The organism is Polynucleobacter paludilacus (genome assembly GCF_018687595.1).
Lineage (GTDB): Bacteria > Pseudomonadota > Gammaproteobacteria > Burkholderiales > Burkholderiaceae > Polynucleobacter > Polynucleobacter paludilacus.
In genome coordinates this window covers 856,957-876,002 of the sequence record NZ_CP061298.1, presented here as the reverse complement: position 1 = coordinate 876,002, position 19,046 = coordinate 856,957, and the positions used below count along the sequence as shown (strand labels likewise).

The window sequence follows — 19,046 nt, the reverse complement described above, 5'->3', positions numbered from 1 at the left end:
GCTTTTTACATGGGCAGTTCGGCTAATAGCCTAATGACCAGACCTATTTTGGCTGCTATTGATACTGCTGCATTTGAGCATAATTTGGCCAAAATAAGGGGCTTGGCTCCAGAGTCTAAGATTTGGTGCGTGATTAAGGCCAGGGCCTACGGCCACGGTCTAGAGGCTGCCCTCAAGGGCCTGGGCTCTACCGATGGGTTTGCCGTTCTGGATTTAGAGGATGCCCGTTTCCTCAGAAATCATGGCTGGCAGGGCAGAATTTTGCTTTTAGAGGGTCTCTTTCATGAAAATGAGCTCATTCTTGCCCATGAGCTGACTTGTGATGTGGTGATTCATTGCGAAAATCAAGTGACTTGGTTGGAGGGTTTTGAAGCGCAGCCACATACGAGAATGAATGTGTTTTTGAAGATGAATACCGGAATGAACCGTCTGGGTTTTAAACCTGATGTCTATCGAACTGCTTTTCATCGTCTTCATGCTGCTGGCTATCACATGCATCACATGACGCACTTTGCGAATGCCGATCAACTAGATCGTTCCCCTACAGTAGATGAGCAATTGGAATCCTTTCATCTCGGTATTGATGGCTTACCAGGGTCTACCTCCTACGGTAATTCAGCCACGATTCTTTGGCATCGCAATACCTTAGGGGATTGGGTCAGGCCGGGTGTAATTTTGTATGGCGTTTCACCTTCGGGCATTAACGCTGACATAGAGCACAGCGGCCTAAAGCCAGTAATGTCTCTAGTAAGCGAAATTATTGCAATACAAGATTTGTCGATTGGCGATCGCGTTGGTTATGGTGGAATTTATGAGGCACGTGAGCCAATGCGGATTGGTATTGTTGCCTGTGGTTACGCTGATGGTTACCCAAGACATGCCAAAGAAGGCAGTCCAGTTTGGGTCACTGATCCATCGATGATGAATGGCGGAATGATTTGCCCGATTGTGGGTCGAATATCGATGGATATGATCACAATTGATTTAAGAGGCGCAGCAAATGCTCAAATAGGTACAAGTGTTGAGCTTTGGGGTACACATGTACCTGTGGATGTTCTTGCGCAACATAGTGGCACTATTGGTTATGAGCTGATCTGTGCAGTTGCGCCCAGGGTCCCGGTCAAGATTATTTAATTTGACCGTCGCTCTCTTTAACCCAGATTTGCCACCATCTTTTTTCCTTTTTGACGCGCTGACCTGTAATCAGCATCTGGCTGTCAGGGAAGTTCAATTTAAATACACGCTCAGCGTCAGCACTTAACTCAGGCATATCCAATTTATTGTAGGACTTAATCAAAATATAGAGCGCCTCTTCAACGGCGGGTGCGCGATCGTAGTCTCGGATGACGAGTTGTGCACGATTGGCTGCAGCCAAGTAAGCGCCTCGTTGATAGTAATAACGAGCCACAATCACATCAGCATCCGCCAATGAATTGACGATGTAACGCATCCGATCGATTGAGTCGGGCGCATATTTACTATCAGGAAAACGGACAACAACCGTTTTGAAAGACTCGAAGGCTTCTTTGGCTGCTTTTGGGTCACGCTCACTCAGATCTTGACCAGTAAATTTACCTAGCCAACCCAAATCATCATTAAAGGTAATTAAGCCTTTGAGGTAATAGGCGTAATCTAAATTAGGGCTGCCTTGATAAAGCTTAATAAATCGATCAATCGCTACCAATGCTTGGGCTTGCTCTTGGGCTTTCCAGTAGCAATAGGCTGCATTAATTTGTGCTTGTTGTGAATACGGCCCAAATGGAAAGCGTGCCTCGAGTTTGTCAAAATATTTGCCACATTTTGCATAATCGGCATCATTGAGTTTGTCGGTAGCTTCAGAATACAAACGCGACTCAGACCAAATATCTGCATCATCCTTTTGACCATCGCTACCAGCGCAGGCGCCTAGCAATAAAGTGCCGCTAACAATGAGGAGAAGAGATAGCGCCCGACGACCCTGTCTTATAGAAACAATTTTCTGAATAGCAGCGGCAAGCCTTAAACTGGCGTCTGAAATTACGTCGGACATAACAAAAAGGCCTTTTAAGCGTGGCATTGCCGGAAACTCCTGAATCGAATCCCTCTGATTATATCGACGAAGAGGATTTCATTGCCCTGGAAATCCCCATGGAGGGTGGTGGGGAACGCCTGGATAAGGCTTTGGCGACCTTATTGCCTGAATATTCTCGAAATCGCTTGAAGTCCTGGGTTGAGGCAGGGGCGGTTACGGTGGATGGTAAGGTAACTAAGGCTCGATTTATGCTACGTGGTGGTGAGAGCATTAAGGTTTTTCCACAAGAAATGCCCGAGCAGTTTGCCTTTACCCCAGAGAATATTTCTCTCGATGTGGTTTATGAAGACTCAAGCATGATTGTGATCAATAAACCAGTGGGTTTAGTGGTTCATCCAGCTGCTGGTAATTGGCGTGGAACCTTGCTCAATGCCTTACTGTTTCATTACCCAGAGCTGAAGTATTTACCCAGGGCAGGGATTGTGCATCGATTGGATAAAGATACCTCCGGCCTGATGGTGGTAGCACGAACCGCAGAAGCGCAAACGGCATTAGTTCGCCAACTTCAAGAGAGGGCTGTAAACCGTCGCTATTTAGCCTGGGTATGGGGTAGTACACCAAGTCAAGGCAAGGTGCTTGCATCAGTGGGGCGCGATCAACGAGATCGACTCAAAATGGCTGCAGGTGTTTCCCAGGGCAAGCCAGCCGCTACGCAATTTCGTCGTTTAGCCCAAGGCCACTTTCAAGATCACCCAATTTCACTATTGGAGTGTCGCTTGGAGACAGGGAGGACACATCAAATTAGAGTGCACCTAGAATCTTTAGGCTTTCCATTGATAGGTGATCCTGTCTATCGGAAAAAAATTCCAGGGATTGCTAAGGCCATCGGACTTGAAAGACAGGCTCTCCACGCATTCGCTCTGGGCTTAGAGCATCCCGCAACGCATCAAGTAATGGCTTGGTTTCAGTTACCTCCAGCCGATTTAATGGGATTGATGACACAGCTTCACTTGAACGAAACAGACTTGCCCTCTGAGTCGGCCACGATTTCCTCAATGGGTAATGCCAATTAATGGACCTCATTTCAGCTGATTGGCCAGCACCCAAGAGAGTGCACACCACGGTTACTCTTCGAACTAATGGCCATAGTGTGGGCTCATACAATTCATTGAATTTAGGTGACCATGTGGGGGATGATCCGAGTGCAGTATTACTCAATCGTCAATTGCTGAGAGCAGTTTTGCCCAGTGAACCTCTTTGGATGCGGCAAACTCATGGAACTTTAGTGAGTACGACTTTATCTAGAGTAAAGGAGTCAATGTTGCTAGAGGCAGATGCGGCAGTGACCAATCAAACGAATGAGGTGCTGGCCGTTTTAACTGCAGACTGCCTGCCTGTATTTTTTTGTAGTGCAGATGGTCAGAACATTGGGGTAGCGCATGCAGGCTGGCGCGGTCTTTGTGCTGGCATTTTAGAAAATACTGTGAGTGCTCTAGTTGAGCAGGCAGCGGGCTTAACCCCATCAGCATTGATGGCCTGGCTTGGTCCGGCCATTGGTCAAAACCATTTTGAGGTGGGTAAAGAGGTGCTTGAGTCATTTGCCCAGCGTGATTTTGAGATCAACCCGCAAACTTTTCAGCCAATCCCACAAAAGCCTGGGAAGTATTTAGCCAATCTGGATCTGCTAGCCCATCAGGCCCTTAAAAGGGTTGGGATACAGAATATCTATGGTGGGGGTTTGTGCACCTATGCCCAGTCCAGTCGCTTCTTTTCACACCGTAGAGATGGCGTTTCAGGACGCTTTGCATCGCTAATCTGGATAGAGCCTTGACCACTAAATCTGCTCGGTGCTAGGGTTAGTGCGTATAACCCTTCTGTGTTTATAGAAGGAGAATGTTTTCATTAATAAGAGATCACCATGCTTTCTGGAATGAATCAAACTACCTCACCCGCCTTGGCCCCTCATCATATGGCCCTCATTCCGCCCGAGCGCTTGGTTGAAATTCAAAAACAATATTTTGAAGAGTTATCGCACCTAGCTACCAATCCCGATGCAATCGAAATTAAGGATCGCCGCTTTTCAGGCCAAGCATGGCATTCCACTTGGAGTAAAACAATTGCCGCTAGTTATTTGTTGAACTCAAAACATCTATTGGCTTTAGCTCATGCAGTCGAGACTGACGATAAATCGAAGCATCGTATTGTGTTCACCACTGAGCAAATGATTGATGCAATGTCGCCTGCCAATTTCATTGCAACAAATCCAGAGGTCTTGGAGAACATCATTAGTTCACAAGGGCAATCCATTCAGAATGGTATTAGCAACCTGATAAGCGATCTCAAAAAAGGGAAAGTCTCACAGACCGATGAAACCGCTTTTGAAATCGGTAAGAATTTAGCAACCACTGAGGGTGCTGTTGTATTTCGAAATAATTTATTTGAATTGATTCAGTATTCGCCACTGACTGAAACGGTTTATGAGCGACCTCTGCTGATGGTTCCGCCTTGTATTAACAAGTACTACATATTGGATTTGCAACCCGATAATTCTATGGTTCGTTATTTGGTGGAGCAGGGCCATACGATTTTCTTGGTGTCCTGGAAAAATCCCGATGATGCAATGAGTCAAGTCACCTGGGATGATTATGTTGGTGAAGGAGTGATCCAAGCGATTGAAGTTGCCAAAGCAATCAGTGGCACTGAGCAAATTAATGTCTTAGGCTTTTGTGTGGGTGGAACCTTAACTGCCTCTGCTTTGGCAGTACTTGCAGCTCGCAAAAAGAAATTGGTCACGAGCCTCACGCTCCTCACTACGCTGTTAGACTTTAGTGATACTGGAATACTGGATATCTTTGTAGATGAGGGTAGTGTCAAGTTGCGCGAGAACACCATTGGGGGCCAGTCAGGTAACTTTGGCATGATGTCGGGCTTAGAGCTTGGTAATACTTTCTCCTTCTTACGTCCTAACGATTTGGTCTGGAATTACGTGGTTGAAAATTACCTAAAAGGTAAATCCCCGCCGCCATTTGATTTGCTCTACTGGAATGGAGATTCCACCAATTTGCCTGGTGCGATGTACTGCTGGTACCTTCGCCACACCTACCTCCAGAATGAGCTAATTAAACCTAACAAACTTACTATTTGCGGAGAGAAGGTGGACTTAGGCACGATTGATTGTCCAGCATATATCTATGCTTCACACGACGACCACATCGTTCCTTGGAAGTCGGCATATCAGTCTACTCATTTGTTGAAGGGCAAAAACCGTTTTGTCTTGGGCGCTTCTGGCCATATTGCTGGTGTGATTAATCCGCCAAGTAAAAATAAGCGTCATTATTTTGTCAATGAGAAATTAGTTAAAACGGCCGATGCCTGGTTTGCTGCTGCGAAAGATGAGCGCGGTAGTTGGTGGCCCGATTACATCAATTGGTTGGCGCCATTTGGTGGTGAGAAAAAAGCGGCATCCAAAATACTTGGCAACAAAAGCTACCCAAAATTAATTGCTGCACCAGGGAAGTATGTAAAAGAAAAAATATCAGAACAGAAATAAAAAAATCGGGAGAACACAATGTCACAAAAAATTGCCTACGTTACAGGTGGTATGGGTGGAATTGGAACAGCTATTTGCCAAAGACTGGCCAAGGATGGTTTCAAAGTGATTGCGGGTTGTGGTCCGAACTCGCCACGCAAAGATCGATGGCTCGGTGAGCAAAAGGCTTTAGGATTTGACTTCATTGCGTCTGAGGGTAACGTATCTGACTGGGATAGTACTGTGGCAGCCTTCGATAAAGTGAAGGCTGAAGTCGGTCGCGTTGATGTGTTGATCAATAACGCTGGCATTACTCGAGATGGCGTATTCCGTAAGATGACGCCTGATGCATGGAAGGCCGTGATCGATACCAACCTCAATTCATTATTTAATGTCACCAAGCAAGTGATCGATGGCATGTGCGACAACAACTGGGGTCGTATTATTAATATTTCTTCTGTTAATGGACAAAAGGGTCAGTTTGGACAGTGCAACTATTCCACTGCTAAAGCAGGTTTGCATGGTTTCACGATGGCTTTGGCTCAAGAGGTTGCCACTAAAGGCGTAACCGTCAATACAGTTTCCCCTGGCTATGTGGGCACAGACATGGTGAAGGCCATTCGTGAAGATGTACTCGAAAAGATCGTGGCTGGCATTCCAGTGAAGCGTTTGGGCACCCCAGATGAAATCGCTTCTATTTGTTGCTGGATTGCCTCTGGCGATAGTGGGTATGCAACTGGCGCAGACTTTTCGCTGAATGGCGGCATTCATACTGGCTAAACAGTCGTTCCTGGCTCTTTACCCTGATCCAAACTAGGGCTACACTAGCCCCTTTATTGCATTGCAGTAAAGACAAAGCAGACTGAGGACTATTTATGGCTACCCGCGCAAAACGAGTTGGTGAAGAGCGATTGATCAAGAAGTATCCAAATCGTCGCCTCTACGATACTCAAACGAGCACCTACGTCACCTTAAGTGACATTAAAGGTCTGGTGATGGCCAATGCAGTCTTCAAAGTGCTGGATGCTAAAACTGAGGAAGATCTGACACGCAATATTTTGCTACAGATCATTCTGGAGGAGGAGGCGGGTGGTGCACCTGTTTTCTCAAGCCAAACGCTTTCTCAAATCATCCGCTTTTACGGAAACTCCATGCAAGGTCTCATGGGTAATTACCTCGAAAAGACTATGCAGTCTTTTGTTGATATCCATAACAAGCTCAGTGACCAATCCAAGGGAATGGGCTCTAACGCTCCCGATGCTTGGTCTCAGCTACTGAGTATGCAAAATCCGCTCATGCAGAACCTGATGGGTACCTATATGGATCAAAGTAAAGATTTGTTCGTGAAGATGCAAGAGCAAATGCAAGGATCGCAGGGCCTATTTGGCAACTTCCCCTTTACCCCCCAAACCAAATCAGCAGAAAAAGAATAACGTGGCAGGAAAAGTTGGCTTTGTATCCTTAGGCTGCCCTAAGGCTTTAGTTGATTCTGAACTCATCCTCACGCAATTAAGCGCTGAAGGGTACGAGACGGCTAAGGATTATTCCGGTGCTGACTTAGTCGTGGTCAATACCTGCGGGTTCATCGATTCTGCCGTTGAAGAAAGCTTAAATGCGATTGGTGAAGCCCTTGCTGAGAACGGCAAAGTGATTGTCACGGGCTGTCTTGGCGCCCGTAAGAATGCGGATGGTTCAGATCTCATTCAGAGTATTCATCCGAAGGTTCTTGCAGTAACCGGCCCTCACGCTACTGATGAGGTCATGCAGGCCATTCATCAACATCTCCCTAAACCACATGATCCCTTTACCGATCTCTTGCCACCGATCGGGGTCAAGTTAACTCCAAAGCACTATGCGTACTTGAAAATCTCAGAAGGCTGCAATCATCGCTGTACCTTCTGCATTATTCCAAGCATGCGGGGTGATTTAGTTTCACGACCAATTGGTGAGGTATTACTGGAAGCAGAAAGACTCTTTGAGTCAGGTGTAAAAGAATTACTCGTTGTTTCTCAAGACACTAGTGCCTATGGTGTCGACATTCAATATCGCACCGGTTTTTGGGACGGCAAGCCAGTGAAAACTCGCTTGTTTGATTTAGTGAATGCCTTGAATGCGATTGCTCGTAAACATCAAGCCTGGGTCAGACTGCACTACGTTTACCCATATCCTCATGTTGATGAGATCCTGCCCTTGATGGCAGAGTTTTCAGATCATGGTTATGGTGTCTTGCCTTATTTAGATATTCCTTTGCAACATGCTCATCCTGATGTGCTGAAACGCATGAAGCGACCTGCTAGTGGTGAGAAAAACCTCGAGCGCATTCAGGCATGGCGTGCTGCTTGTCCCGATTTGGTTATTCGCAGTACCTTCATCGCTGGCTTTCCAGGTGAAACTGAGGAAGAGTTTCAGTATTTACTGGATTTCCTGGATGAGGCCGAGATTGATCGCGCTGGCTGTTTTGCCTATTCACCAGTGGCCGGTGCCGCCGCTAATGAGTTAGCCAACCCCGTGCCAGAGGCAATCCGCAATGAACGGCAAGCCCGATTTATGGAAAAAGCCGAAGAAATCTCGATTCACCGTTTGACAAAGAAGCTTGGTAAACGCATTCAGATCTTGATTGACCGAGTAGATGAAGCAGGCGGAATCGGTCGAACCGCTGGCGATGCCCCTGAAATTGATGGTTTGGTGAGGGTTTTGCCCCCAAGCAAGCCTTCTAAGCGTTATCGAGCTGGCGAATTTGTCCGTGCGACGGTAATTGAGGCCCAAGGGCATGACCTAATAGCCGAGACTTGACTAAGTCAATCAAAATACGATTTTGCTGATTAATGAAGCCTCAAACGAGGTATGAGAAGGGAATTGATATGAGCCGTGATGTCGTCGTTTTAAGCGCAGTTCGTTCTGCCATTGGCAGCTTTGGTGGTTCCTTAAGCTCTTTTGAGCCCGCCGAACTAGGCGGAATCGTGATGAAAGAGGCTGTTGCGCGCTCTGGAGTGGATCCTGCTTTAATTAATTATGTGACCGTTGGCAATACCATTCCGACCGACAGCCGTTATGCCTACGTTGCTCGTGTGGCAGCGATTCAGGCCGGCTTGCCGATGGAGTCTGTAGCGATGGCCTTAAATCGTTTATGTAGCTCAGGCTTACAAGCGATTGTGAGCACCTCGCAAGCAATCATGCTCAATGATTGTGATTACGGTATTGGTGGCGGTGTTGAGGTGATGTCACGTGGTATGTATGGATCTCCTGCGATGCGAAGCGGTGCGCGTATGGGTGATAGCAAAATGATTGATTTGATGGTTGCCGTATTAACCGACCCATTTGGCGTTGGTCACATGGGTGTCACAGCCGAGAATTTGGTTGAGAAATGGCAGCTCACCCGCGAAGAGCAAGATGCGCTCGCTTGTGAATCTCATCGCCGAGCCGCAGTGGCAATTAAAGAGGGGCGCTTCAAATCTCAAATCGTACCGATTACCGTCAAGTCTCGCAAAGGCGATATTGTGTTTGATACCGATGAGCATTGCAAACCTGAAACAACCATGGAAACGCTCGGAAAGATGAAGGCCGTTTTCAAAAAAGAGGGTGGCTCGGTCACCGCAGGTAATGCCTCAGGAATTAATGATGGTGCAGCCTTCTTTGTTTTAGCAGCAGCCGACGCCGCAGCGAAAGCAGGTCATAAGCCCATCGCAAGATTGGTTTCTTATGCAGTAGCAGGTGTACCTAATCACATCATGGGTGAAGGCCCAATTCCTGCATCTAAATTGGCATTGGCTAGAGCTGGCTTGAAGTTAGATCAAATCGATGTCATTGAATCCAATGAAGCTTTTGCTGCTCAAGCCTTAGCCGTGACTAAGGGGTTGGGCCTAGATCCTGCCAAGACCAATGTGAATGGTGGTGCAATCGCCTTAGGTCACCCCATCGGTTGCTCTGGTGCTGCAATTGCAACCAAAGCCTTGCATGAGTTGCAACGTGTAAATGGAAAGTACGCTCTGGTAACTATGTGTATCGGCGGTGGCCAAGGCATTGCAACTATTTTTGAGCGGATCTAATTAGACCCAAGACAATAGCAACAAAGCGGCATCTAAGCCGACTCGGTCAAAAGCCGCGTCGGCTTTTTCTTTAACAAGCGGTTTTGCTTGATAGGCTACGCTCAAACCAGCTCCATCCATCATGAGTAAATCGTTTGCACCATCACCCATTGCAATCGATTGAACTTTGCTTACGCCTAATGATGCACATGCTTGCTCGAGATAAGAGGCCTTTGCAGCAGCGTCGACGATATTGCCGAGGACTTTGCCAGTCAGCTTGCTATTAACGATTTCTAAAGTATTAGATTGGGTTTGGGTAAAGCCCAGTTGCTCGCGAAGTTGATCTGTAAAAAAAGTAAACCCGCCAGAGACCAAGAGGGTGTGCAGACCGCGTTGATGAGCTGCAGCTAATAATTCGGTTGCGCCTGGGTTGGGTCGTAAGCGTTCTTGATAAACCGATGTCAATACATCGACTGAGATGCCTTCTAAAAGAGCGACGCGTTTACGCAGACTTTCTTTAAAGTCTTTGATTTCACCGCGCATGGTGGCTTCGGTAATTTTGGCTACATCCGCTTTTTTTCCTGCGAAGTCTGCAATTTCATCAATACACTCAATATTGATGAGTGTGGAATCCATATCCATTGCCAGCACCCGTATGCTTGCTGGATCAAATAATGGTGATAAAAAAGCTAAATCAGAGCCATGTTCAGCGGCAATATTTCTCAGGACGGTGCGATGGATTTCATGTAAGAAAGGCACGGACCAGCGCTCTGAAAAATAATGACTGCTGGATTCCTTCGGATGCGAATTGGTGATCTCCATGCCTTGCTTTGAGGAGAAATCCTTTAGAGCACTATCTAAAGCCGGATTAATCGGTTCTTTAGAGATCGCAACTAGAGTGGTAGATGGAATAGCAGTCATGGTTAAATCATAAAGCGTTCACAACAGCGGCGCCCTCATTTAAGCGCTTCAGGATTTGGCGAATTTGATCCAAACGCTGCTCTAAACGATCAAAGCCACCCGTCTTTAAAGGGAGAACTTTAAGCTTATCTTGGCCGTTCAGCTGAATATGTTTCGAACTCTGTATGAGTTGAATAATTCGCAGTGGATCAATTGGCGGGTTCGGAATGAACTGTATCTGGATAGTATTTTCAGAGGCGTCAATCTTCTTGATTCCAAAGCCTGTCATTTCAAGGCGCAAGCGATGGGTCTCGTAAAAGGATTTGGCTTGATCTGGCAAATCACCAAAGCGGTCAACCAATTCTTCACGCAAACCCATGAGCTCAGAAAAATCATTGGTAGCAGCAAACCGTTTATAGAGGGAGAGGCGCTCGTGTACATCCGGGCAGTAGTCTTGAGGTAATAGGGCAGGTACACCCAAATTCACATCCGTAATGGATTGCAATGGTGACAAGAGATCAGGTTCTTTGCCACTACGTAGAGATTTAACGGCACGATTGAGCATTTCGGTATATAACTGGAAGCCAATCTCATGAATTTCCCCAGATTGCTTATCACCCAAGACTTCGCCGGCACCCCGAATTTCTAAGTCATGCATCGCCAAATAGAAACCGGAGCCTAATTCTTCCATTGCTTGAATAGCATTGAGGCGCAATTGTGCTTGTTTACTCAAAGCTTCAGGATCTGGAACCATTAAATAAGCATAGGCTTGGTGATGTGAGCGACCGACTCGACCACGTAACTGATGCAATTGCGCTAAGCCAAACTTATCAGCCCGATGCATGATGATGGTGTTGGCAGTCGGCACATCGATCCCGGTTTCAATAATGGTGGTGCACAATAAAATATTGGTACGTTGGGTAACAAAGTCACGCATGACGGCTTCTAGATCACGTTCATGCATTTGTCCATGAGCTACCCCAATGCGTGCTTCAGGGATAAGCTCTTGTAATGCATGCTTACGGTTCTCAATCGTCTCAACTTCATTATGTAAAAAATAGACCTGACCACCACGTTTGATTTCACGTAAGACTGCCTCTCGAATAACTCCATCACCTTCACGCCGGACAAATGTTTTGATGGCTAAGCGTTTTTGTGGTGCAGTGGCGATAATCGAAAACTCTCGTAGGCCCTCCATGGCCATACCTAGCGTTCTAGGGATCGGGGTGGCTGTTAATGTCAGGATATCGACTTCGGCCCTCAAGGCTTTGAGTGCATCCTTTTGACGAACACCAAAGCGGTGCTCCTCATCCACAATCACCAAACCTAAATTGGCAAACTGGCTTTCCTTAGAAAGTAATTTATGCGTGCCGATAATAATGTCCGCCTCACCTTTGGCAATCGCTTCCAGAGCAGCATTAATTTCCTTGGTACTTTTAAAACGTGACAGTTCAACAATGCGGACTGGCCAATCAGCGAAGCGATCTTTCCAAGTACTAACGTGCTGCTCAGCCAGTAGGGTGGTTGGCGCTAAGATCGCTACCTGCTTGCCACCCATTACTGCAATGAAGCTGGCTCGTAAGGCGACCTCAGTCTTACCAAAGCCAACATCGCCACAGACGAGTCGATCCATTGGCGTGCCGCTTGTCATGTCACCAATGACGGCATTAATTGCGCTAGCCTGGTCAGGCGTTTCCTCAAAACCAAAGCTCTCAGCAAATGCAGCGTAATCATGATGAGAATATTCAAAAGCATGACCTTTGCGAATCGCTCTAGCAGCATAAAGCCCTAAAAGCTCTGCTGCGGTATCCCGGATTTGCTTAGCTGCTTTGCGTTTGGCCTTATCCCATAGCCCAGACCCAAGCTGATGTAATGGGGCCGTATCAGGATCAGAGCCGGCGTAACGCGTCACTAGCTGCAATTGCTGAACAGGCACATACAAGGTCGTCTCATTGGCGTAAACCAAATGCAAAAACTCTTCGAATATGGGTTCTTGTTTTGGTGGCGCGAGATTGAGAAGGACTAAGCCTTGGTATCGTCCAATCCCATGCTCTGCATGAACTACGGGGTCGCCAATCTTGAGTTCCGATAGATCCTTAAACAACATATCTGGATCAGCGTTTTCATTGCCTTTACTTCTGCGTCTTTGGCGAGCGGTAGTGGTAAATAGCTCGGCCTCGGTAATGAGGATGACCTGCTCTTGTGGCCAGGCAAAGCCACCATACAAAGGACTGCTAACCAAGCCAAAGTTCGATGCGCCTTGTAAGAATTCTGGAATGGTTTCAACGCTATCAGGCTTTAACTGATAGACGGCAGTGCTTGCGCCATCAACTATGAAATTACTCTCTTCTAGAAGTTGACGAATCGACTCTTTCCGGCCGGCACTATCAGTACAAATTAATACTCTTGATTGACCATGCTCAACTAGATTGCGCAAGCGACTGACGGGATCTGCATCACGTCGATGAATCGCAACATCAGGGGTCGGTAAAAAGACCAGTGCCTCATTTGGATCTCGCTCTAAAACCAGCCTTGCATTGTCTTTCTCATTACTAAAAAATTGATCTACATCGAGAAATAACTCTTTAGGTGGCAGGATAGGTCGCTCTAAATCATGCTTTAGAAAGTCATAACGTTGCTGGGTATCTTTCCAGAAACTGCGAATGCTGGATTCAATATCGCCAATATTGACTAACCAAACTGGATCTCCCGAACGAGGGAAGTAGTCAAAGATGGTGGCAGTCTCATCAAAAAAGATGGGTAAATAGGATTCAATACCCGCGCTGGGGATCCCAAGGTTGATATCTTTATAAATTGAGCACCTGGTGGGGTCGCCCTCAAAGACCTCTCGCCATCGCCCACGTGCCGCTGTTCTCGAGTGATCGTCAAATGGAAATTCGTGTCCAGGTAGTAATCGGATTTCTTTGACGGGAAATAGGCTGCGTTGGGTATCGGGATCAAAAGAGCGTATCTGCTCAATTTCATCGCCAAAAAGATCTAAGCGATAGGGCAGGCTAGAGCCCATTGGGAATAAATCAATCAGACCACCACGAATACTGTATTCACCGGGTCGCATTACTGCGCTGACTGGGTCATAGCCTGCCTGCTGCAGTTGTAATTTCAGCGCTGCTTCATTGAGTTGGTCGCCTTGTCTAAAGAAGAAGGTGTGACCTGACAAGAAACTGGGTGGCCCCATCCTTTGTAATGCAGTAGTTACGGGTACCAAAACAATGTCGCAGCTCGCATTCAGGAATTCATATAAGGTCGCTAACCTCTCTGAAACCAAGTCTTGATGTGGCGAGAAATGATCGTAGGGAAGAATTTCCCAATCCGGCAATAAGCGCGTCTTGAGTTGAGGTGCAAAGGCAGGGATTTCTTCTAAGAGGCGCTGAGCTTCTTGTGCCAGAGCACAAAAAATCACCATCACTGAAAATTTGCCACGATTTTGTTGGGCTGCTTGGGCAATTAAAGCCGCATCAGAGGAGCCAACCAGGCCTGAAAAGGTAAAGCGCTGCCCAACCCGCGGGGCGGGGATAGGGGGTGTTGGTTTTACTGCATCAGACATCTAGGCTCATTATAGAATCAGGTATGCCTAAAGCCAGCCCGATTCCATTAAATGGTCGCCAATGCCATGCCTTACTTCCCACTGCTGGAAGTGGTTCCCGTCTTGGTGGCGACTTGCCCAAGCAATTCCAAAACCTAGCGGGTAAGCCGATGTTGGCCTATGCTATTGAGGCGTTTCAAAATACGCCTGAGATTCACTCCATTTGGGTTGGTATCAATCCGCATTTTGCGCACAACCCAATCTTGAGTGAACTCAAACAAAACACCAAGTCACTGGCTTTTTTGCCTACCGGAGGTACCACTCGACAAGAAACTGTCAAGAACACTCTCGCGGCGATGATCCAAGGTGGAATTTCTGAGGATGATTGGGTATTGGTTCATGATGCAGCAAGACCAGGCATTACGCCGGCTTTAATTCAAAAGCTCATTTCTGCGGTAGTTGAAAATCATTGCGGCGGGCTATTAGCGCTGCCTGTTGCTGATACCCTGAAACGAGCCGATTTAAGTTCGGTTGTAGCAAATCAGTTCACTCGAGCAGAAGCAACAGTCTCCCGCAATCATTTATGGCAAGCGCAAACTCCACAAATGTTTGGTGTAAAAAAACTCTTCGACGCGCTTGAGGATGCTATTCGTAACGAAGCTGATGTGACCGATGAAGCCAGCGCAATGGAGCTGCAGGGTGAGAAGCCATTATTAATTGAGGGAGCCACTCGTAACTTCAAGGTGACTCATCCAGCCGATTGGGACCTGATGCAAAGTGTATTGAGCGCTTCACCTAATCAATAACGATTCTCTAACCTTACATTGAGATCAATATGAGTAATCACATGAATCCGCCACCATTTCGAATTGGACAAGGTTACGATGTTCATGCCTTAGTGGCGGATCGCAAGCTCATTTTGGGAGGTGTGCATATCCCTTATGAAAAGGGCTTACTCGGACACTCTGATGCAGACGCTTTGCTCCATGCTATCACTGATGCTTTACTTGGAGCGGCAGGGCTAAACGATATTGGCCAGCTGTTTCCAGATACTGATCCTCAATTTAAGGGGATGGATAGCCGGATCTTATTGCGCGCTGCTTTACAAAAAGTGCAGGCCGCCGGTTTTCAAGTCGGCAATGTGGATGCAACGGTTATTTGTCAAAAGCCTAAATTGGCAGATTTTTTACCAGAGATGATTGAGCATATTGCGGCTGATCTGGCTGTAACACCCAGCCACATCAACCTAAAAGCCAAGACGAATGAAGCTCTTGGTCATTTGGGGAGAGGCGAGGGTATCGCTGTTCATGCAGTTACCTTGCTCTACAAGCCCTCATAAATTGCCTCTTTCAAGCTTTAAACCTCCTCTGTAGGGCTCGAATAGGCTGAGCATTGTAGAATTAGGGTCTTTAGAGTGAAGTCTAAGCTCGGTAGCGCTCAACAGAGTTCGCGAGGATGGCGAAATTGGTAGACGCACCAGGTTTAGGTCCTGACGCCAGAAATGGTGTGGGGGTTCGAGTCCCCCTCCTCGCACCACAAGTTTGTTACTTGGCTTGGACTTCATATCCTGTAATTCATTGATGAGACGAGAATGGCTTTGCAAATAGAAAATTTAGGTCAGTTAGACCGAAAAATGACCTTAGAGTTCCCCCGTGCAGATTTAGCTAAAGCACGCGATGAGCGTTTAGCCAAGCTAGGCAAAACGATGAAGATGGCTGGTTTTCGTCCCGGCAAAGTACCTAAAAATATTGTTGAAAAACAATATGGCATGCAAGTGGACTTTGAGATCCAGTTTGATAAAGCCTCTGAGCTCTTTTTTGAGTTGAGCCAAAAAGAGGGGGTCAAATTAGCAGGACAGCCACGCTTAGAGCCCAAGAGCGAACTTGATGCAGACCAGATTGTCTTTGATGCTTACTTCGAAGTGTTGCCTGAAGTCAAAATCGGCGATATCAGTAAGGTTGAAGTCAGCAAATACACCACTGCCATTGGCGATGCTGAGATTGATCGTGCTTTGGATGTTTTACGCAAGCAACAAGTCCATTATCACCCACGTGGCACTACAAGTGCCCATGGTGATGGTGGCGCTAACACCTCAGCTCAATCTGGTGACCAAGTCATCATTGATTTTGTCGGCAAGATCGACGGTGTTGAATTTGCTGGTGGTAAAGCAGAAAACTTTGAATTTGTTTTAGGTGAGGGCAGAATGCTCCCCGAATTTGAGGCTGCAACCTTAGGCCTTAAAGCGGGTGAGAGCAAAACTTTCCCATTAGTATTTCCAGCTGATTACCATGGTAAAGATGTTGCAGGCAAAACCGCCGACTTCACAATCACTGTTAAGTCAGTCAATTGGCCTCATCTTCCACCGATAGATGAGGCCTTTGCTTTATCTTTGGGTGTAACAGAAGGCGGCGTTGAAAAGATGCGTGCTGAAGTCAAAGAAAACCTCGATCGTGAAGTCAATCGTCGTATTACTTCCTTGCTCAAAAATGAAGTGATGGATAAGCTCAACACACTGTGCGAATTGGATGTGCCCAAATCTTTAGTGGCTTCAGAGCAAGAGCGCTTAGTAGAGTCTGCTAGACAAGACCTAATGCAGCGCGGTATTCCTAATGCTAAGGATGCGCCAATCCCTGTCGAAATGTTTGCAGAACAGGCTCTTAAACGCGTTCGCTTAGGCCTGATTTTGAGTGATCTGGTTAAGCAGCAGAATCTGAGTGCTACTGCCGATCAAATTAAGGCTGAAATTGAAGAGCAGGCTGCGACCTATGAAGATCCTAAAGAGGTGGTACGTTGGTTCTACAGCAATCCTGCTCGTTTAAAAGAAATTGAAAACTTGGTTTTAGAGAATAACGTGATCAAACACTTCACCTCTGTTGCCAAGGTAAGCGAAAAGCCAGTGAGCTTTGAAGAACTGAGTAAACTGAACTAATTACACCAATTGTCTAAGGTCATCATCATGAGTCAAAATCAAATGCATTCTGAACATATCGAACCCCAGGGTTTAGGTTTAGTGCCGATGGTGATCGAGACTTCTGGCCGTGGTGAGCGCGCGTATGACATCTATTCACGCCTATTACGTGAGCGAGTTGTATTCTTGGTTGGTGAAGTGAATGATCAAACTGCCAACTTAGTGATCGCGCAATTACTCTTTTTGGAGAGCGAGAATCCAGACAAAGAGATTTCTCTTTACATCAACTCACCTGGCGGCTCCGTTTCTGCTGGCCTAGCAATTTATGACACGATGCAATTTATTAAGCCACATGTCAGTACCTTGTGCATGGGGATGGCTGCAAGCATGGGTGCATTCCTGTTGTGTGCTGGTGAGAAAGGCAAGCGTTATGCCTTACCAAACTCACGGGTCATGATTCATCAGCCTTTGGGTGGCGCTCGTGGCCAAGCCTCAGATATCGAAATTCAAGCGCGTGAGATTCTGTATCTGCGTGAACGTTTGAATCAAATTCTTGCGGACCGCACAGGTCAGTCGATTGAAACGATTGCAAAAGATACCGACCGCGATAATTTCATGTCTGCAGAGCAGGCAAAAGATTATGGCCTGATTGATAAAGTCATTGAAAAGCGTCCTTAAGCCAGGTTACGATTTTGACTGATAAAAAAACCAACGGCGATTCAGAAAAACTCCTGTATTGCTCTTTTTGCGGCAAAAGCCAGCACGAAGTCAAGAAGCTGATTGCTGGTCCATCTGTTTTCATCTGCGATGAATGCATTGATCTTTGCACTGACATTATTCAAGAAGAGATTGCCAAACCTCCTAAAGATGATGGCGAAGCAGCTTTACCAACACCCCATGAGATACGCGAGAATTTAGATCAGTATGTGATTGGTCAAAATCACGCCAAGAAAACTTTGGCTGTAGCGGTTTATAACCACTACAAACGTTTGCAGTATTTACCTAAACCCAAGACCCCCAAGCTGGATAAAGATGGCAAACCCGTCGAGGCAACTGATAAAAAAGAAACGCCAAAACCAGGTAAAGCCATCGTGGATGGCGTCGAGTTAGCCAAAAGTAATATTTTGCTAATCGGTCCTACGGGTTCGGGTAAGACTTTGCTTGCGCAAACTTTGGCTCGTATGTTGGATGTGCCATTCGTGATGGCTGATGCGACTACTTTGACTGAAGCGGGCTATGTGGGTGAGGATGTAGAAAACATTATTCAAAAGCTGTTGCAAGCCTGCGACTACAACGTAGAAAAGGCGCAACGCGGCATTGTTTATATTGATGAGATCGACAAGATCTCTCGTAAATCAGATAACCCATCCATTACTCGTGATGTTTCAGGCGAGGGTGTGCAACAGGCTCTGTTGAAATTGGTTGAGGGTACGATGGCATCGGTTCCCCCTCAAGGTGGCCGCAAGCATCCTAATCAAGATTTTCTCCAGGTCGACACTACCAATATTTTGTTCATTTGTGGTGGTGCATTTGATGGCTTAGAAAAAGTGATCCAACAACGCACTGCCAAAACTGGCATTGGCTTCAATGCCAGCGTTCCTGGCAAAGATGATCGCGGTATTACCGATTTATTGGTTGAAGTTGAGCCTGAGGACTTGATTAAATTCGGCCTAATCCCTGAGTTAATTGGTCGTTTGCCTGTGGTGGCTACTCTGTCGCAATTGGATGAAGCAGCATTGATCCAGATTCTGACCGAACCCAAAAATGCATTGGTTAAACAATATCAAGCCTTGCTTACTATGGAAGGCTCTGAACTAGAGGTCAGACCTGCGGCGCTATCAGCTATTGCCAAGAAGGCCATCGCCCGCAAGACTGGTGCTCGCGGTCTTAGATCGATTCTCGAAGGCTCATTAATGGACGTGATGTATGACCTGCCTTCTTTGAAGAATGTTCAAAAGGTGGTGATCGACGAAAGTAGCATTCAAGAGGGTGGTAAACCCCTTCTTGTCTATAAACAGACTGCTGAACAATCTGATTTAAGTAAAAAAGCCTAATTTTTTCGTCTTTTTGTCCCTTTTTGAGCCTTTTTTGCTCATTTATGGCTATTTTCCCCTTGTTTTTTACAAAGT

General features: G+C 46.5%; 16 protein-coding genes and 1 tRNA gene. 14 read left to right on the top strand and 3 right to left on the bottom strand.

Features of this window, described 5'->3' with window-relative positions:
* Positions 1-33 precede the first annotated feature (33 nt).
* Entirely contained in the window at positions 34-1,134 is a 1,101-nt protein-coding gene (gene alr, locus AOC06_RS04675; protein WP_215379021.1) for an alanine racemase, read from the top strand.
* On the opposite strand, the gene AOC06_RS04670 is transcribed toward alr, so the two are convergent.
* Positions 1,127-2,029: an outer membrane protein assembly factor BamD gene (locus AOC06_RS04670; protein ID WP_215379018.1), complete on the bottom strand. Its 903-nt coding sequence runs from the start codon at positions 2,027-2,029 to the stop codon at positions 1,127-1,129. The genes alr and AOC06_RS04670 overlap by 8 nt on opposite strands.
* A gap of 20 nt (positions 2,030-2,049) precedes the next feature.
* Here AOC06_RS04670 and AOC06_RS04665 point away from each other — a divergent pair, with 20 nt between their 5' ends.
* From AOC06_RS04665 to AOC06_RS04635, 7 genes are all read left to right on the top strand, one after another.
* Entirely contained in the window at positions 2,050-3,084 is a 1,035-nt protein-coding gene (locus AOC06_RS04665) for an RluA family pseudouridine synthase (RefSeq protein WP_255879875.1), read from the top strand.
* The gene (gene pgeF, locus AOC06_RS04660) at positions 3,084-3,842 is read left to right on the top strand and encodes a peptidoglycan editing factor PgeF (RefSeq protein WP_215379015.1); all 759 of its coding nucleotides are present in this window, start codon (positions 3,084-3,086) and stop codon (positions 3,840-3,842) included. The genes AOC06_RS04665 and pgeF overlap by 1 nt, the downstream gene beginning before the upstream one ends.
* Before the next feature lie 99 nt (positions 3,843-3,941).
* Positions 3,942-5,561: a class I poly(R)-hydroxyalkanoic acid synthase gene (gene phaC / locus AOC06_RS04655; protein ID WP_255879874.1), complete on the top strand. Its 1,620-nt coding sequence runs from the start codon at positions 3,942-3,944 to the stop codon at positions 5,559-5,561.
* A gap of 18 nt (positions 5,562-5,579) precedes the next feature.
* Entirely contained in the window at positions 5,580-6,320 is a 741-nt protein-coding gene (locus AOC06_RS04650; protein WP_215379010.1) for a 3-ketoacyl-ACP reductase, read from the top strand.
* Positions 6,321-6,415: 95 nt separating this feature from the next.
* Positions 6,416-6,973 carry a polyhydroxyalkanoate synthesis repressor PhaR gene (gene phaR, locus AOC06_RS04645; protein ID WP_215335651.1) on the top strand — a complete coding sequence of 186 codons (558 nt, stop codon included), beginning with the start codon at positions 6,416-6,418 and terminating at the stop codon, positions 6,971-6,973.
* A gap of 1 nt (position 6,974) precedes the next feature.
* Complete coding sequence (gene rimO / locus AOC06_RS04640; RefSeq protein ID WP_215379007.1) at positions 6,975-8,333, top strand: 30S ribosomal protein S12 methylthiotransferase RimO; 1,359 nt, start codon at positions 6,975-6,977, stop codon at positions 8,331-8,333.
* A 68-nt stretch (positions 8,334-8,401) separates the two neighbouring features.
* The gene (locus tag AOC06_RS04635) at positions 8,402-9,586 is read left to right on the top strand and encodes an acetyl-CoA C-acyltransferase family protein (RefSeq protein ID WP_215379004.1); all 1,185 of its coding nucleotides are present in this window, start codon (positions 8,402-8,404) and stop codon (positions 9,584-9,586) included.
* On the opposite strand, the gene serB is transcribed toward AOC06_RS04635, so the two are convergent.
* Both serB and mfd read right to left on the bottom strand, forming a co-directional pair.
* Positions 9,587-10,486, bottom strand: a complete 900-nt coding sequence (serB, locus tag AOC06_RS04630) for a phosphoserine phosphatase SerB (RefSeq protein ID WP_255879872.1) — start codon at positions 10,484-10,486, stop codon at positions 9,587-9,589.
* A gap of 7 nt (positions 10,487-10,493) precedes the next feature.
* Entirely contained in the window at positions 10,494-14,030 is a 3,537-nt protein-coding gene (gene mfd, locus AOC06_RS04625; RefSeq protein ID WP_215379001.1) for a transcription-repair coupling factor, read from the bottom strand.
* Between the two features lie 23 nt (positions 14,031-14,053).
* Between mfd and ispD the strand changes: the two genes are divergently transcribed.
* The 6 genes from ispD (at position 14,054) to clpX (ending at position 18,971) form a co-directional block, all read left to right on the top strand.
* Positions 14,054-14,815: a 2-C-methyl-D-erythritol 4-phosphate cytidylyltransferase gene (ispD, locus tag AOC06_RS04620; RefSeq protein WP_215378998.1), complete on the top strand. Its 762-nt coding sequence runs from the start codon at positions 14,054-14,056 to the stop codon at positions 14,813-14,815.
* A gap of 41 nt (positions 14,816-14,856) precedes the next feature.
* Positions 14,857-15,348: a 2-C-methyl-D-erythritol 2,4-cyclodiphosphate synthase gene (gene ispF, locus AOC06_RS04615; protein ID WP_215381812.1), complete on the top strand. Its 492-nt coding sequence runs from the start codon at positions 14,857-14,859 to the stop codon at positions 15,346-15,348.
* Positions 15,349-15,458: 110 nt separating this feature from the next.
* Positions 15,459-15,545, top strand: a tRNA-Leu gene (locus AOC06_RS04610).
* Positions 15,546-15,600: 55 nt separating this feature from the next.
* Positions 15,601-16,938, top strand: coding sequence for a trigger factor (gene tig / locus AOC06_RS04605; protein ID WP_215378995.1), 1,338 nt, complete (start codon positions 15,601-15,603; stop codon positions 16,936-16,938).
* Between the two features lie 27 nt (positions 16,939-16,965).
* Entirely contained in the window at positions 16,966-17,595 is a 630-nt protein-coding gene (gene clpP, locus AOC06_RS04600) for an ATP-dependent Clp endopeptidase proteolytic subunit ClpP (protein ID WP_112204018.1), read from the top strand.
* 14 nt (positions 17,596-17,609) lie between these two features.
* Positions 17,610-18,971, top strand: coding sequence for an ATP-dependent Clp protease ATP-binding subunit ClpX (gene clpX, locus AOC06_RS04595; RefSeq protein WP_215378993.1), 1,362 nt, complete (start codon positions 17,610-17,612; stop codon positions 18,969-18,971).
* Positions 18,972-19,046 lie beyond the last annotated feature (75 nt).

Coding starts and splice junctions, on each gene's coding strand:
- ispF (WP_215381812.1), top strand. CDS start 14,857: ATGAATCCGCCACCATTTCGAATTGGACAAGGTTACGATGTTCATGCC.
- ispD (WP_215378998.1), top strand. CDS start 14,054: ATGCCTAAAGCCAGCCCGATTCCATTAAATGGTCGCCAATGCCATGCC.
- AOC06_RS04650 (WP_215379010.1), top strand. CDS start 5,580: ATGTCACAAAAAATTGCCTACGTTACAGGTGGTATGGGTGGAATTGGA.
- serB (WP_255879872.1), bottom strand. CDS start 10,486: ATGACTGCTATTCCATCTACCACTCTAGTTGCGATCTCTAAAGAACCG.
- clpP (WP_112204018.1), top strand. CDS start 16,966: ATGAGTCAAAATCAAATGCATTCTGAACATATCGAACCCCAGGGTTTA.
- pgeF (WP_215379015.1), top strand. CDS start 3,084: ATGGACCTCATTTCAGCTGATTGGCCAGCACCCAAGAGAGTGCACACC.
- mfd (WP_215379001.1), bottom strand. CDS start 14,030: ATGTCTGATGCAGTAAAACCAACACCCCCTATCCCCGCCCCGCGGGTT.
- AOC06_RS04635 (WP_215379004.1), top strand. CDS start 8,402: ATGAGCCGTGATGTCGTCGTTTTAAGCGCAGTTCGTTCTGCCATTGGC.
- phaC (WP_255879874.1), top strand. CDS start 3,942: ATGAATCAAACTACCTCACCCGCCTTGGCCCCTCATCATATGGCCCTC.
- alr (WP_215379021.1), top strand. CDS start 34: ATGACCAGACCTATTTTGGCTGCTATTGATACTGCTGCATTTGAGCAT.
- tig (WP_215378995.1), top strand. CDS start 15,601: ATGGCTTTGCAAATAGAAAATTTAGGTCAGTTAGACCGAAAAATGACC.
- phaR (WP_215335651.1), top strand. CDS start 6,416: ATGGCTACCCGCGCAAAACGAGTTGGTGAAGAGCGATTGATCAAGAAG.
- AOC06_RS04670 (WP_215379018.1), bottom strand. CDS start 2,029: ATGTCCGACGTAATTTCAGACGCCAGTTTAAGGCTTGCCGCTGCTATT.